12 protein-coding genes and 1 other annotated feature are annotated in these 14247 nt (G+C 62.6%); of the genes, 7 read left to right on the top strand and 5 right to left on the bottom strand.

Annotated elements, in window-relative coordinates:
- Positions 1-178: 178 nt before the first annotated feature.
- Both OF380_RS13110 and OF380_RS13105 read left to right on the top strand, forming a co-directional pair.
- Positions 179-2164: a hypothetical protein gene (locus OF380_RS13110; RefSeq protein ID WP_056355158.1), complete on the top strand. Its 1986-nt coding sequence runs from the start codon at positions 179-181 to the stop codon at positions 2162-2164.
- Between the two features lie 215 nt (positions 2165-2379).
- Positions 2380-2919, top strand: a complete 540-nt coding sequence (locus OF380_RS13105) for a metallophosphoesterase family protein (protein WP_264051102.1) — start codon at positions 2380-2382, stop codon at positions 2917-2919.
- A gap of 69 nt (positions 2920-2988) precedes the next feature.
- Here OF380_RS13105 and OF380_RS13100 read toward each other — a convergent pair whose 3' ends face one another.
- Positions 2989-5511 carry a DEAD/DEAH box helicase family protein gene (locus OF380_RS13100; protein ID WP_056355310.1) on the bottom strand — a complete coding sequence of 841 codons (2523 nt, stop codon included), beginning with the start codon at positions 5509-5511 and terminating at the stop codon, positions 2989-2991.
- Positions 5512-6177: 666 nt separating this feature from the next.
- Here OF380_RS13100 and OF380_RS13095 point away from each other — a divergent pair.
- Both OF380_RS13095 and OF380_RS13090 read left to right on the top strand, forming a co-directional pair.
- A complete protein-coding gene (locus OF380_RS13095) occupies positions 6178-7518 on the top strand; it encodes a type II toxin-antitoxin system HipA family toxin (protein ID WP_264051100.1) in 1341 nt (446 codons plus the stop codon).
- 58 nt (positions 7519-7576) lie between these two features.
- Positions 7577-7900 carry a helix-turn-helix transcriptional regulator gene (locus tag OF380_RS13090; RefSeq protein WP_318784659.1) on the top strand — a complete coding sequence of 108 codons (324 nt, stop codon included), beginning with the start codon at positions 7577-7579 and terminating at the stop codon, positions 7898-7900.
- A 362-nt stretch (positions 7901-8262) separates the two neighbouring features.
- Here OF380_RS13090 and OF380_RS13085 read toward each other — a convergent pair.
- A protein-coding gene (locus tag OF380_RS13085) for an IS3 family transposase (protein ID WP_156650071.1) occupies positions 8263-9491 on the bottom strand; the annotation gives its coding sequence in 2 pieces (ribosomal slippage) (positions 8263-9203 and positions 9203-9491; 1230 coding nt in all).
- Positions 9094-9210 (bottom strand) — a sequence feature (AL1L pseudoknot). It overlaps the preceding gene by 117 nt.
- 485 nt (positions 9492-9976) lie before the next feature.
- Positions 9977-10384, bottom strand: a complete 408-nt coding sequence (locus tag OF380_RS13080; protein ID WP_156650069.1) for a hypothetical protein — start codon at positions 10382-10384, stop codon at positions 9977-9979.
- A 324-nt stretch (positions 10385-10708) separates the two neighbouring features.
- Between OF380_RS13080 and OF380_RS13075 the strand changes: the two genes are divergently transcribed.
- The 3 genes from OF380_RS13075 (at position 10709) to OF380_RS13065 (ending at position 13095) form a co-directional block, all read left to right on the top strand.
- The gene (locus OF380_RS13075) at positions 10709-11209 is read left to right on the top strand and encodes a hypothetical protein (RefSeq protein WP_143103752.1); all 501 of its coding nucleotides are present in this window, start codon (positions 10709-10711) and stop codon (positions 11207-11209) included.
- Positions 11210-11223: 14 nt separating this feature from the next.
- Entirely contained in the window at positions 11224-11772 is a 549-nt protein-coding gene (locus tag OF380_RS13070) for a hypothetical protein (RefSeq protein ID WP_143103753.1), read from the top strand.
- A 600-nt stretch (positions 11773-12372) separates the two neighbouring features.
- Positions 12373-13095 (top strand): hypothetical protein, encoded by a 723-nt coding sequence (locus OF380_RS13065; protein ID WP_056355145.1) that lies wholly within the window; start codon positions 12373-12375, stop codon positions 13093-13095.
- Positions 13096-13342: 247 nt separating this feature from the next.
- Here OF380_RS13065 and OF380_RS13060 read toward each other — a convergent pair whose 3' ends face one another.
- Both OF380_RS13060 and OF380_RS13055 read right to left on the bottom strand, forming a co-directional pair.
- Positions 13343-13642, bottom strand: a complete 300-nt coding sequence (locus OF380_RS13060) for a hypothetical protein (RefSeq protein ID WP_143103754.1) — start codon at positions 13640-13642, stop codon at positions 13343-13345.
- Positions 13643-13795: 153 nt separating this feature from the next.
- Complete coding sequence (locus OF380_RS13055; protein ID WP_156650063.1) at positions 13796-13972, bottom strand: hypothetical protein; 177 nt, start codon at positions 13970-13972, stop codon at positions 13796-13798.
- Between the last annotated feature and the right edge of the window lie 275 nt (positions 13973-14247).

Below are 14247 nucleotides of genomic sequence, written 5' to 3'. Positions count from 1 at the left end.
TCCTCGCCTTGAGGAGCTGGAAGGGCCTTTGAGCCCGTTTGAGGCTTCTCCGCTCTATCTTCTCAGTATTGCATGCACGATCCTTTCCCTTTGGGCCGCCAAGCCCTTGTTCTTGCTGGGCCGAGTGCTATCGCCCCCCCCGACGCCCCGTTGAAAGTTTGCAGATCGGTCCCGGCTCATGGCCACCGCCTCCATCTCCGACCCCAACCCCGTCCCACCTCGGCGTCGGGCTGCCTTCGTCGCCCGGATCCGGGGTGACCTCGGCTCTGCCTTGCAGTCGCCCGAGACCTTCGTGGGCATCGCCCCTGCCGTGCCCCGTTCCACAGCATGGCTAAGTGACCGGACGCTCTCGTCCCTGTCGGCTCTGACCGCGCGGGACATCGCGCTGTTCGAGACCCTCGTGGCGCGCTACGTTACGAGCGAGGAGACGGTCGACACGATCCGCGCCGCCCGTCTCTGCCCGGTGAAGCATGCCCTGACCGTGCTCTCCGTCGGCGGGCGCACCGCCCAGCCCCGCGAGCTCGTCGATGCCCTGCACCGGCTCTTCGGCCGGGAGCGCACGCCCCTTAAGCGGAGCGCTGCCTTCACCTTCCACCTGCCTGCCTGGATGATCGACCTGCAAAAGCCTGGCACGCGCTATGGCTACCTTGACCTTGCCGTCCTTGCCCGGTTCCGGCGCCGGTCGTCGACCCTGCTATACCGAGACATCGTTGGGCACGTCGCATCCGAGGGCCTGCGCTACGAGCCGGGCGCGAAGCCCACCGTCCTCGCCTATTCCCCCGCCGGTCTCGCCCGTGTGCTCGGCATGGCGGAGCCCGTCCACGTCGGACAGCTCCGTTTGAACTATCTCGCCCCGGCCCTAGCCGAAATCGCGGAGCACGTCCGGTCCTTCGAAGTCGTGTCCGTCACCGAGAAGCATGAGCCTCGCCGCAAGGCCGGAGAGATCGTCATGGACGGGGGTAAGCCCACCGAGGCGCGCGCGATCTCGATGCTTCTCCTCACTGTCCGCCTGCGCCCACCGGAAAGGCTGGAGACGGCGGCCGTGCGGGCGATCGACAAGCCCGACTTCAAATGGCTCGCCGAGCGCGGCGACGGCGCCCCCTACGCGATCCGCCCCGAGACGCTCGTTCGCCTGGGCACGAGCTTGCCGTCTCAGATCGGGAACCGGAAGAAGTCGGGAGCAGCCCGCCCCTTGCTCGCATCCGAGATGCAGGGACGCTACGGGTTGTGGCTGTCTGCGATCCACGAGGCGCTCACGGGCGCGACCCTGACGCCGGCCTTCGAGACGCGGGCGACCCGCGGGCAGCGCCTCCTGGACCTCATCGCGACGGAGGGGGCCGACAAGGCGTTCTGGGCGTTCTCCCACGAGGAGGCGGATGCCCCTGACCTGGGACCGCGACTGCACGAACAATTCCGCCTCCTGCGCGAGGGCGAGGACGCCCGCAAGGCCCGGTTCGCCGCCGAGAAGGGCACGCGCGCAAAGGCGAGCCGGAAGGCCGTGCGGGAACCTCGGGAGGAAGGTACGATCGCTCCCGCCAGAAAAAGGACGCGCATGACCGAATCGCCGACGAAGGCCGCCGAGGTCGCCTCCATTCCTGTCATGGGCCCGCCGTCTGTGGTCGAGCCTCGGGCTGTCGATGGGGCCGGAATGCTTGCGACACCGGAAGCCAAGGAGGAGGCGGGTCGTCTCTACCGCGAGTGGCAGATCGGTTACGACCTTCCGTTCGCCCATGCGGGCGATACGGCCCGACGCATCAAGGCGGCCTTCCCGACGGAGTACCCGACCCTCGCGGCGGCCGATGCTGCCATGAAGGACGTTTACATCCTCAGCCTGGGGCCCCTGGTGAGGGGGTCACGCGAGAACATCCCCGGCTCGACGTGGAGAGAACAGGACGACAACTTCTCCCACTACGTCGCCATCCTGGCACGTGCTTGGCCCCTCTCCGTCATGAACGGCTCGTCGCAGGATCCTGCCGCGAAGATCGCGGGTAACCGATCCGTTTACGAGCGCGACCGTGCCCGTCACCAGGCGATCGTCGATGCTGCCCGGCTGGCTACGGAGCAGAAGCGGAAAGGCGCCGTGGGCATCGAGCGGGCGCCCGGAGGCTTCCGTGGCGACTATAAGCCGAAAAGGAGCCCAAGCTCCTCCGTTCCGCCGGGGTGAGCAAGTGGAGCCCGCGGGCGCACTGGCGCTTGTGGGAGGGCTACTACGACAACGCCATCCCGATTGAGCACGCTTACTAGCTGGCAGTCGCCGTCGGGCTGAAGCGCACCAAGGCCCGGCCGTTTGTCCTGTGACCCGCAGTCGTCTTCTACGTTCCGGGCGACCACGATTTCTGGTGGGATCGGGGCGAGGAGCGCTACACCCTCGGCGACCAGATGTCCCGGGGGCGGGACATTGCCGCGCGGCTCGGCATCCGCCTGCTGATGGACGACGCCGTCTTGATCGGCGACACGCGCTTCGTCGGCAGCATCCTCTGGACCGATTTTCGCTTCGGCTCGTTCAGCCTGAGCCACGCCAGGCGCACCGCGCAAGAACGCTTCGGGATGGCCGACTACCGGCGCATCCGCACCGGCCCGAGCTCGCGCCACCAGATCGAGCCGGGCGAAGTCCTCGGCCTGCACCAACGGACCCGGGCCTTCCTTGAGGCGACCCTCAGCGAGCCCCATCCGGGGCCGACCGTGGTCGTCACTCATCATGCGCCGCTCCCCAACAGTCTGCCCGACCCGCATACGGACCTGCCCTGGTGCTACGCGTCGGACCTGCGCGACCTCATTCACGCCGGGGGTCCCGACCTCTGGGTTCATGGGCACATCTGTGCAACGGCCGATCAAACGGTCGGACCGACCCGGATCGTCTGCAACCCGCGCGGCCACGCCGAGGAGACCTCCGGCTTCGACGGAAGCCTCATCATCTGATGCTGAAGCCCTTGGGCGAACACGTCCCGCACCGACCGCCGGTGGTCGGCGTGAAACGCGTCCACAGTTTCATTTCAGGCTCTTCAGCTTCACCGAATAAGAGATCGAGAGGTCGTCGGCCGACAGTTTGTGCGCGTCGATCGACTTCTGGATCTGTCGGACGGACAGGTCGGCGAAGTCCTGGGCCTCGAACGACTTGAAGAAGCCGCGGCAGGCCTTCACCAGCCGTCGAAGCTCGTTCACCCTGACCCCCTCGACATGGTCGTTGAAGCCCGCCGCGCTCTGGATCTTGCCTGCGGGATGGATGATGAAGCGCGTCGCCGACATGCCCTCGTAGTGCTTCTTGAACCAGGTGCTTGACCGGTTCATCTGGTCGGCCTCGCGCTTGTCGATCTCGGTGCGGGCGACGTCGACCTCGCTCTTGCACTCGATGAGGAGATAGCGCCTGTCGTCGAGGGCCCAGAGATTGTCCGGCCCTTCCTTCCATTCCTTGTCCGGGCGCTCGCCCGCGAACCCGAGCGCGCGGCTCAACTCGTCGAGCGCCTTTTCGAAGTTGTCCGCCTTGGTGCCGAACACGAGCCGCCCGAGGATGTCGCTCACCGTGACATCCATTTCCACGTAGCTGCCGAAGCCTCGGACCCAGTCCGCGATGCGCTCCATCCGGCCCTGGCTCACGATCGTGAGCTTGGAGACCGTGACACCCGTCGGCGGCTTAAGCAGCAGACGGTTCTTACGGTGGGCGGAGACTTGGAGAACCTGGGCGTCCGCACGGCGCGACTGATGCTCGTAGCGGGCCCGTTCCTGGAGGTACCAACCCTTGTCGTCCTCTCCCACCGACCCGTCGTCGAGGAGCGCCTGGATGGTCTCGGATGCACGGGCATAATCCCCGTCCACGTAAGCCTGCTCCGCCGCGAGTTCGGCCGCATAGACGCCAAGCACCTTCGCGTTCGCCCTGCCCGGCGTCACCCCCGCCATCTCCTCGGCATAGAACTGCTTCCAGCCCTCGTCGCGCCGGATGCACTGGCGCACGAGCCCGCCGAAGGCGTCCTCCGGGGACTTGCTCTCGTTCTCGATTTCCTCCCGCGCGAGCTCGGCGATCTCCAGGCCGATTTCGATCTGGGTCGAGACCTGAGGGGAAAGGTGATGCCGCGATGCCTTTTCGCGAAGCAGCCGAACGAGGTCGGCCCCCGTCACCACGATGACCGAGTAGTCCTTCTCGCCCCTGACGCTGCGACCCATGCCCTGCTCGACCGACCGGAGCGTGCGCATCAGCGTCGCCTCGCTCCTCGGACGGCAATGCTCCTCGTGCAGGTCGATCAGGCTCTCCGAATACGGACGGGAATCGAAGACCAGGATCCGGCAGGTCTCGTCCGGCAGGTCGATCCCGTCGTACCGGTTCGCGAGGACGACCGTCTGCTCGAACTCCCGCCGGCGCAAATCGTCGACGATGGTTCCCAGGGAGGTCTTGTCCGCGACCTTGCTCCCGTACCCCGCCCAATCCTTCGTCCTCGCGAAGCTCGGCACGAGAGCCACCACGCCGTAGGGGCGCTTGGCGTCCGGCTCGCCGAAGGCCTTCACCACCCACTCGCGGTCGAGCGTCTCGTTGAACAGCGAGGGCAGGAGGACCATCTTCTCGCCGGACCAGGTCTCCTTGTCATAGGTCAGGGGGCGGGCGATCGTGCCCGGCTTCAGTTGCAGGCCCTTCACCAGGAACGCGTCATCGGTCACCGTAGCCGACATGAAGATGCGATGCTTGGCGTCCCAGTACGACCCGAAGGCGTTCAAGGGCGCGACATAGGGCTCGATCTCGATTGCCGCCCCCGAGACGACGCACTGGCAGTGGCCGAGGATGTCCTTCAGTAAGGGCCAGGCGAACTTGATCGAGCGCCGCTCGGCGTTCGCGGACAGGATGCCGGCGACCTCCCTCTCACGGTCCTGCCAAGCCCAGTACGGCACCGGCAGGATGGCATCGCGCTTTCCGTTCTCGATGTCTGCGAAAGTCCCCACGCCCTGGCGTTCGAGATCGTCGGCGAACAACGTCCTGAGGGTGGCGTAGGCCGGCTCATCGTTCGGGATCCGGATGTGGCAGGCCTCCCGGATCCGGTCGGCGCAGGCGTGCGCGTCGTCCATCAGGACCGTGTCGACGCCGATCGACTGGCGATGCAGGCCGAACTTGGTCATCCCGTTGAAGAGCTTCTGGACCGAGGTCACGAGGATCGCGCCGGAATTGATGAACTCGTCGGGCAGCGCATCTTCGGCCTTGCAGACGCGGATGCCGAACTGCCTCGCTTGCTCGCAGGTCTGGTCGATGAGGAAATGGTCTGGGCAAAGGTACACCACCGGCCCGTGGCCCGCGTTCAGCCTTGACTGCAGCATGAGCAGTCCGACGAGCGTCTTGCCCTGCCCGGTGTGCAGCTTGACGATGATGTCCCGCGTCGCCTGATGGTCCTTGAACCACTCGCCGAGCACGGCCTCCTGGGCCGGCCGGAGGGGACCCTTGTCGTGCGCGCGGTCGAGCCTGTCGTAGATCTCGACGGGGTTCGTCGCCTTGACTGCCCCCTTGCCGCCGAGGCGTTTCTTAAAATCGACCAAGTGGCGTTCCTCCGGCTTGCCCTGTCCGTCCTCGCGATCGACGGTCGAACGCAACCCTGCGGCGGTTGCACATTCGTCGAGGCCGCCCAGTATGTCCGGGCTTGGCCGTTATTAGGTTAACCGAACTCTGACCTGCAACCAGCCACTGTAATCGATCCGGGATCTTATACGGCGGGCGGGACGAAAGCTCCTGCATGTCCGAAGTCGGCAAGGCCCGCGCCGCCCCATTTTCCGTTTCTGGACCCGCAGGCGATCTGGCGGGCCTTTGGTCCATGGCTGACCTTGAGCGTTCCGGGAGCGGTGCTCGACCCCGAACACCGTGTCGGCGATCCGCTCCGGCATGAAGCCCCGACCGAGTGTCCCTTGTTCGTGATGTTCGACGGCGTCATCGGCCTTGATCGGGGCGCCCGGTATCCCGCCATGCCCACGAACCCATTCACGCTTGTCCATACCTGGAAATCGGGATGACCGACCCCTTCAATGGGTCACATATGGCTTTGTGCTGGTGCTTTATGATCCTTATGATGGGTCATATCTCAGGCGCCCCTTTTCTCCCCAACCCTGCATCGGCCTACTTGTTCGATACGTTCAGCCATCAGTGACCCATTATAAGGGTTGTCAAACACCGCAACCATGGCAAAATGATCCATGAAAATGGGTCAATCGATGAGACTGACGATTCAACTTCATCATGGCGGCACCTGGCACGATGCGGCCACGCTGACGCTCGCCGATGCCGACGCGGGGGTGGCCGGTTCCAGCGTCGTGTCCTACGAGGCAAACTATTTCCTGGAGCACGGAGCCATCCCGCTCTCCGAAGGGCAGCCGCTGACCGACGCCCGGGCGGTCTCCGTCATGAGCCCCGTCGACCTTGAGGATCGGTCTTACCCGGGGTGGCCTCCGTTCCTTCTCGACCTCATGCCGCAGGGACACGCCCGCCGTAAGCTGTCCGAGCATCTCGGCATCAACCCAGATGCGCCGAGCTCCGAGGTCCGGTTGCTTCTCAGGGGCGCAGGTGCACCGGTCGGCAACCTTCGCATCAAGGAAGCGGCGGAAGCCGAGGCGGAGAGGTTGCACGACGCCCCGCGGCAGGGGGTCACCAGGGACGATATCCTCGACAAGTCCGAGGTGTTCCTGGAGGTCGTGGATCGCTTCGCGATGGTCGCCTCCGGATCCTCGGGCCTGCAGGGGGAGTGGCCGAAGATCGCGATGACGAGGGCGAGGGACGGCCGCTGGTATCCGGACCCCGTAGTCCCCGACACCCAAGCCGTGGCGCACGTCATCGTCAAGCTTCTCCGGAGCAACGAGGAGAGCGACAGGCTGATCCTGGAGGGCGAGGCCGCCTATGCGGCCGTCGCCAAGGCATTCGGCGTCAGGGTCGGTCTTCCCCTGGTGCACAGGAATGGCGTGCTCGTCATCCCGAGGTTCGACCGGCGAATCGCCCCGGACGGCTTGGTTCGCCGGGGGCAGGAAAGCATCGTCTCCGCCATCGGGGTCTCGGCGTTCGGCCATGTGGAGGCACACGAGACATACCTGGACATGATCCGCGCCGTATCGGCCGACCCTATGGCGGATGTGGCTGAGTACCTGAAGCGCGAGGTGCTCAACCAGGCCATGGGTAACCCCGACAACCACGGCCGCAACACCGCCCTGGCCAAGGACGCATCCGGCCAAGTTCGGCTGACGCCGCTCTTCGACTTCGCGCCCATGCGTCTCGCGCCGGCCGATACGGGGCGGCCGACGAAATGGGCTTGCATGCGGGCCTCGGGACGGGACCACGCTCCTGACTGGACGATCGTCTGCGAGGCGGCGGCCGGGAACGACCTCGACCCCGGTGCGCTGCTGGCAATCCTCAGGGAAGCCGAGGAGCGCGTTAGGGCCTTGCCCCGGACGGCACGCGAGCACGGGGTCCCCGAGGCCGTGGTTTCGAGGGCGATCGGGGATCGCCCCGCCGGGATCGCCGACACCATCGCGGCGATCCCGCCACTTGGCAGAACCCCGAGGTAGCGACGTGGGCGGATTGAGACGGCCGACCTCGGAGGAGATCCGGAAGCGGAGGGCCGAGTTGGCCGAACGCGTCAGGAACGGAACGCTGGCGCTACCCGGTGCGGTTGGGGAGATGCGACATGCGCTCGGCCTCTCCCAGGAGGAGTTCGCTGGCATGGTGCGATTGACCCGGCGGCAACTGGCGGAGATCGAGCGCGGGGAAGCCAACCCGACCGTCGAGACCCTTCGACGCATCGGCAGTGCCTTCGGCCTGGACGTGGGGTTCGTCGCGCGGGCTCCGCAGCCCCGCTTTGTGAGGCGCCGACCCGTCAAACGAAGCTCGACCATGAAGACGGCTTCGGTGCCGCTTGAGGACGATGATCTCACGGGACCGGGCTTCTGAACGATCGGCCGGCGCCTTCGAGAAACCCCTCGGAGACGCCGGATCGATCCCATCCGGTCGTCACGTGTGGGCAGGGCGCGAAGGGCGCGGCGGCCCTGCCTGCCAGGAGGTCGTAATTCCGCGCCGCGGTCCCTCCGAACGCAGGTCACGCCGAACGTTGACGGGCGATCGTCGATGCTGCCCGGCTGGCTACGGAGGAGAAGCGTAAAGGCGCCTTGGGCATCGTGCGTGCGCCAGAAGGCTTCCGTGGCGGCTACAAGCCAAAAAAGCGGACTGACCTGAGCGGTGCGTCACCGCGACACACGGAACCTATACGCCCCAGATGAACCGCACCGGGTTTCCCGGAGGCTATTGGGTTTGATTCAGGCTGCCAAGGTTTGCACCTCTGCCTGGGCATAGTAGCGTGCTTCGGCCTCGGCGGGAGGGATATTCCCGATCGGTTCGAGCAGACGACGGGTGTTGAACCAGTCGACCCATTCGAGGGTGGCGAACTCGACGGCCTCGAACGACCGCCATGGTCCACGCCGATGGATTACCTCGGCTTTGAACAGGCCGTTGATCGTCTCCGCGAGGGCATTATCGTAGGAGTCGCCAACGCTGCCGACGGACGGCTCGACACCAGCCTGGGCGAGCCGCTCGGTGTAGCGCAGCGCAAGGTATTGCGAGTCCCTGTCGCTGTGGTGCACGAGCCCGCCGCCCTGGACGGGACGACGCTCGTGCAGGGCTTGCTCCAAGGCATCCAGCACGAAGGCAGCGTGAGCCGTCCGAGAGACCCGCCAGCCGACGATGCGGCGGGCGAAGACGTCGATCACGAAGGCCACGTAGACGAAGCCGGACCAGGTCGCCACGTAGGTGAAGTCGCTGACCCATAGGGCGTTGGGGCGCGGTGCCTTGAACCGTCGGTTGACCCGGTCGAGCGGGCACTTCGCTGCCGGATCGGGGATCGTCGTCCGGACCGTCTTGCCCCGCACGACACCCTTCAGTCCCATCGCCCGCATCAGCCACGCCACGGTGCACCGAGCCACCACGATCCCTTCCCGGCCGAGCTGCCGCCAGACCTTGCGCACGCCGTAGACGTGGAAGTTCGCCTCGAACACACGCCGAATCTCGACCATCAGCGCCGCGTCACTCCTCGCTCGTGCCGGTAGCTTACCGGGATCGGCTCGCCGCGCGGCATGGGCATGGTACGTCGACGGGGCGATCGGCAGGACCTTGCAGATCGGCTCGACCCCGTAGGCATCGCGGTGCTCGTCGATGAACGCCTTCATCGCTTGAAAGGGCGGTCGAGCTCCGCCATCGCAAAATACGCACTGGCCTTCCGGAGGATCTCGTTGGCCTGTCGCAGCTCGCGGTTCTCGCGCTCCAGTGCCTTGATCTGCTCGCGCTCGTCCGTGCTCGGGCCGCCCCGCTGTCTCGTGTCACGCTCGGACTGCCGGATCCAGTTCCGGAGCGTCTCGCCCGAACAGCCGATCTTGGCCGCGATCGAATTGATCGCCGCCCATTGCGAGGCATGCTCGCCTTGGTGGTCCAGCACCATCCGCACCGCGCGGGCACGGACCTCGGGGGAATAGGGTGGGGTTCGCTTCGTCATGGCTCCATCCTCTCAAGAGTTGGAGCCTCCGGGAAACCCGGTGCGGTTCACAACACTGCGTCCCGGTAATGGAAGCCTGTGCCCGCGGAGGGTCGTCCGGCCCAGGAAATAGCTGAGGCCTTATCGGCCACGATGCCGGACGGTGTATGTTCCGCCCGTTCGCGCCTGCGACGCGCATATGGAAGACAGGAACAACTGCCTGCATCCTCCTCAGGTTTCTCGTTCGGTTCGAACCTCCTCCGCGCTGCCGGCAAGCGCCTGCAAGTCCTAGCCAAGCCCCGTAGGGACGTGGAAAGCCGGTTGCCCCGCGTGCGACAGATCCTCGTGTCTCAGCCGCCCCATAAAGCCAGACTACGAGAATGACTTACGCTACAAAGCGAGCGCGGCTAGTCGTTACGTAAGCATTTAGTTGCTGAGACCTGTAATCTATTCATAGAGTAAGGCAACTTCAATAAGAATTAAAACTACATCGTAGGATCGATCTGCTATTTTCCCCCTTTGTTTTGAAGATGGACAACAAGAGGTTTCATATCAAGACTAATATCCCAATCATTTGCATCAAGCCACCGAGTTTTTATTTCATCCGCTCGGTGCAATAGATGCCTTACTGCATCGTGTGCGATGACGTTTAAGCTTGGAACCAAAACAATCGGCACTGGCCTCTCGCCACTTTGCCACTGAGCAACCTGAGACACCGAAATGCGGCGGCCGGTCTCTTTCGACAAAGCAGCGGCCATTGGAGAGAGCCAGCGCTCTCCAAAAGCTTGCTTCCCAAGGCTCAACACGTGCTCTCGAAGTATGCGCTGTTCATCGTTGAGATTAGATATATTAACTTTAGGTGCTCGTCTAATTTTCGCTTCGACACTACCGGGTAAGGGGCGGTTTGAGCTCATATAAATTGGATCCAATACCTGAAGTTTGGTTCGGGTTTGCTATTTCGCATGCCTAATCTGTGAACGGCTATCACTTCTACACAAATACAATATTATTCACGTGCCTAGATCATTTATATCCAGCAACCTAATTTTCTGCGGCACGTCTATTTAGGATGCTTTGGGTGAGTGTTGTAGCTTCTCCAAGGTCTTAATCGCATGCGACTGGCATGGACAGGCAGACACGCAAGCCTGTGGATATATTTTTTTGGCCCCTATCGCGAGCCGGCATTTGTGCTAAAAACTTTTTTAGCATCAGCTTTGACTCAGCCTCCCACGGACCCAATGGCCAATAAGATCGAAGATTTCACCTTAGACATGATAGAAAAGGCTCGTGAGAACGAGGTAGCTTTGTCTGCTTTGGGTCCTGCTCAGCAAGTTAAGTTTATCAATAGTAAGATTAGACACAACGATGCTGTTTTTGCGATCGTTCCTTCTGATGATGCACCACATCAAGGCGCTCTGTATGTCATTACAGGAGCTCCTGTCCTTGATGGATCGGGGTTTGATTTGAAGGTTGTGGAGACGGATGGCAGCTCCAAAAATGAGAAGCCGGTGGTACTGCAGAGAACACTAAGATTAACTGCTTTCTTCGTTGCTTCATACATGGATGCGCGCTTCTTAGATATCGCTTTCGGGGACTCGGCCGCATCCCGACATCACAGGAGGGAACAGCAGAATGATGGTGGGAAACAAGCTGTCGAAAACATGCGGCAGGCAGCAACTCCTTATGGACGAGCGTACATTGCCGCGAATCCGCAGCATGTTCGTTCCGTAGTGCACTGAATGATGCGATATTCATGATTAAACGCGCGCCTGCACTTCGACCTATTAATTATAGAAAATACAGAGTTGAGCAGACAGACCTGGAAGACCCTGATCAAATCACTGGTATCCCACTCCCAAAAGTCTGCATTGAGTCTGGCCATCTGATCTACAACGTTGAACCCAGGCTAGGCGGTAGATTGTCGTATTGGCAGCACGGGGTCGAGCGAGTCGAGCGCCATCCGCTCTTTATCAATTCTAGATTTTCGATCGATTCAAAGCGATTCATATTGAAAAAAATCGAAATGGCATGGGATTGTCGAATTCCCGGAGTGACGCCCGAGGGAGAGAGCGTTGGCTTAGTTTTGACGGTCGGCGGTGTTTATTTGCCAACGTTAAAGTGGCGAGGTGGTGACTGGGCTTGTGCTCAACAAGTTTCAATCCTAGCTGGAAATAAAGGCTGCTTTTTTGAGAAAAAGCCGTCTCTATTTAAGGCTCTTCGAGAAATGGTTGTGGGCGTCGGTTTTCGCGTCGAACCAGTGCGTGACGACGATGCTGAGGCCCTGCAATCGCTCATGTTCTAGATCTTAAGCCGTACTTTTGTATTCTATGCGAGATGTCGCCCTCGAACGAGACCCACGCCGGGCCCAGGGGCATGCCCACGCACCACTCGGTTCAAATAGAGTTCGTCAAAATGGTTCGGTGCCTGACATGCTCATTCGTCATCCAGTTGGCCTCTCGCAATGGCTCTCCTTCCTCAACTGTAAGTTGACCATACGGCCGTAAGTTCGCCTTCTCCTAGTTCCGGGCGTCCTCTCGGGCAAAGCGATCAAGAATTTACTACGACTGCCGAGCCTGCTTTGCTTGTCTCACCAATCGAACGCCTCACAAAGCCGCGGACTGCTTGAGGACGCCTGTTCGCCTGAAGCCACTTGAATCCTCGAAAGCATGGCTCTGCTTAGGACCCCACCGTCTGGCTTCGTTAAGAACCTCCACGCTGTTGAGGACGACCTTGTGTCCATGCCCTGCAGGACGGGCTCGATCGCCCCGCCGCTATGTTCTCGATGCGCGCTCGATGTCGAGCATTCTGCGCGGCTTAGCCATCTGGACAGCGTACGGCATTCCGACGCTCGCAAGCGTCGTCCCCACCGTCGCTCTGTCCCAACCCAAGGCCCGAGGCTGCTATGGCACGCAGGCGCATCAACAGTGACGAGGCAATCGAGATCTTCGAGTACGGGTGGACGAAGATCGAGCCCCGCCTGACGTCGCCGTTTCTAATCGAACTCGACGTGCGCGAGATCTTCGGAGGCCAAGGACGCCGGCAGGGGCAGATGGACATCCCCGAATTTATAGACGGGTGGATGTCCTGGCGGGCCTTGCGGAGCGTGGGCTACAGCGTCCGAGACGCCAGCAAGGCTCTCCAGGCAGCCTGTCATGCGCGCGGTGCTCTTTTGTACGGATGTCTCGGCACGGCCGGCAGGGGAAAAGATCGGCGCTTCTGGATCCCCACGACAGACAGGATCTACGAGGAGCACAACAATGGCCGCCTGATGCTGCCGATCCCGGCAAAGGGCGCGCGGCGCCGGCTCGTGCTTGAACAGCACGCTGAAGCTGCCCGGCCTGTAATCCAGGGTATCCTGCGGGCGATTTGTAAGCACCCCGGCTGCCCCGATCGCATCCCGCCCATGTGGATGCGCTCGGGCTGCATCCCGGAATCCCTGAGGGACCGGACGATCCAGGAGTCGTTCGACATCATCGCCTCGGGGCACGAGCGCATGCCCGTTATCGAGGGGCACATCATGTGGATGGTTCTGCTGCGAGATACCCTTTTGAGCCTTGGCAATCCTGTCTTAGAGGCAGTGCCCCTCGACAACGATGAAGCCATCCTTGTGAGCTTAGCCCCGTAAGTGTGCAGGATTTGTCCCCGGTAGTGGACGCGCTGGGCACCTCAAAGGTTGTTAGTAGGCGATGGATATGTGGCAGCACAGAAGGTGATATATGGTAACTCCCCATCGCTCCGGGGGGGCTGTTCCCACGGTCCGTTACCCGGTTCGACCTTTTGGGTTCGGTCCCTACGAGCCAGCATAGCTCGAAGCAATTTACAAGAAAAACCCCTTGTGGCATCTAAACCATAGTCTCATTCTGGCGCTGCCATCACGAGGTTACGCAATGAAGCTTCGTTATTCTGTCCTTGGGTGTCTCATCGCAATTGGCTTCATGGGTCCCGCCCTTTCCAGCGAGTTTGGAAGGACTGATTTCTGAACGCACGGAGCAGGAAATCAGAAGCAAATGATGCCGGGATTGACTCTGATCCAGCATCATCACCATCACGTTCATCGAAGGTACCTCGGATGTGTTCGGTCCGACGCCGAATGCGACCACATCGCGCACGAGGACAATCACCTCGACCATCACTCGATCCGCCACAGCCATGATTGCGAGCACCATGGTCACGGCCGAGGGCACTTCGCTTGCTACGGTTGGAACGACTGATATCCGCATCGGCCGACCAGCCTTCCCGGGGGCGGAGCAGAGCGCGCCTTCCCGGCGAGGCCAAGACCGCGAAGTTTTATCGAGGCTCGCTATGTCCTCCGGCAGATCCTGCGCCTAAGCAGGCTCCGCCGGACGACCGAGAGTACGGGCCTTAGTAATGGCCACCGCGGTGACCGCCATGGCCACCACCGTGCCCGTAGCCGCCGTGACCACGACGGTGCCCCCCACCGTGGCCGTAGCCATGCCCGCCGCCGTGGCTTCTCCGGTAACCACCGCCGTGGCCGTAGCCATGCCCGCCGCCATGGCCCTCACGGTAGCCGCCGCCATGGCCATACCCTCCGCGGCTGCCACCGTGGCCGCCGTCGTGATGCTGGGCGATAGCAGAACCCGCGCCTAGGATGAGGCTGGCGGCAAGTGCGACGGCCCCGAGGGCCGCCTTGATCCCGGTCGAATTGATCATTGTCGGTATCCTTTGTGACATGGCGGTTTGGTCCCGCCGGTTACGGCCCCCTAGAGGAGGCCGACAGCCTGGGCTCGGCCGGACCGCATCAAGGTCCGACCCCCGG

The organism is Methylobacterium sp. FF17, from assembly GCF_025813715.1.
GTDB classification, from domain to species: Bacteria; Pseudomonadota; Alphaproteobacteria; order Rhizobiales; family Beijerinckiaceae; genus Methylobacterium; species Methylobacterium flocculans.
The sequence above is the reverse complement of the archived record's forward strand: the minus strand, read 5'-3'. Positions and strand labels throughout refer to the sequence as shown.

Excerpts from the sequence above, each read along its gene's own strand:
- OF380_RS13105 (WP_264051102.1), top strand. The coding sequence starts at position 2,380 with ATGTCCCGGGGGCGGGACATTGCCGCGCGGCTCGGCATCCGCCTGCTG.
- OF380_RS13110 (WP_056355158.1), top strand. The coding sequence starts at position 179 with ATGGCCACCGCCTCCATCTCCGACCCCAACCCCGTCCCACCTCGGCGT.
- OF380_RS13055 (WP_156650063.1), bottom strand. The coding sequence starts at position 13,972 with ATGGCTACGGCCACGGCGGTGGTTACCGGAGAAGCCACGGCGGCGGGC.
- OF380_RS13065 (WP_056355145.1), top strand. The coding sequence starts at position 12,373 with ATGGCACGCAGGCGCATCAACAGTGACGAGGCAATCGAGATCTTCGAG.
- OF380_RS13070 (WP_143103753.1), top strand. The coding sequence starts at position 11,224 with ATGATTAAACGCGCGCCTGCACTTCGACCTATTAATTATAGAAAATAC.
- OF380_RS13075 (WP_143103752.1), top strand. The coding sequence starts at position 10,709 with ATGGCCAATAAGATCGAAGATTTCACCTTAGACATGATAGAAAAGGCT.
- OF380_RS13080 (WP_156650069.1), bottom strand. The coding sequence starts at position 10,384 with ATGAGCTCAAACCGCCCCTTACCCGGTAGTGTCGAAGCGAAAATTAGA.
- OF380_RS13095 (WP_264051100.1), top strand. The coding sequence starts at position 6,178 with ATGAGACTGACGATTCAACTTCATCATGGCGGCACCTGGCACGATGCG.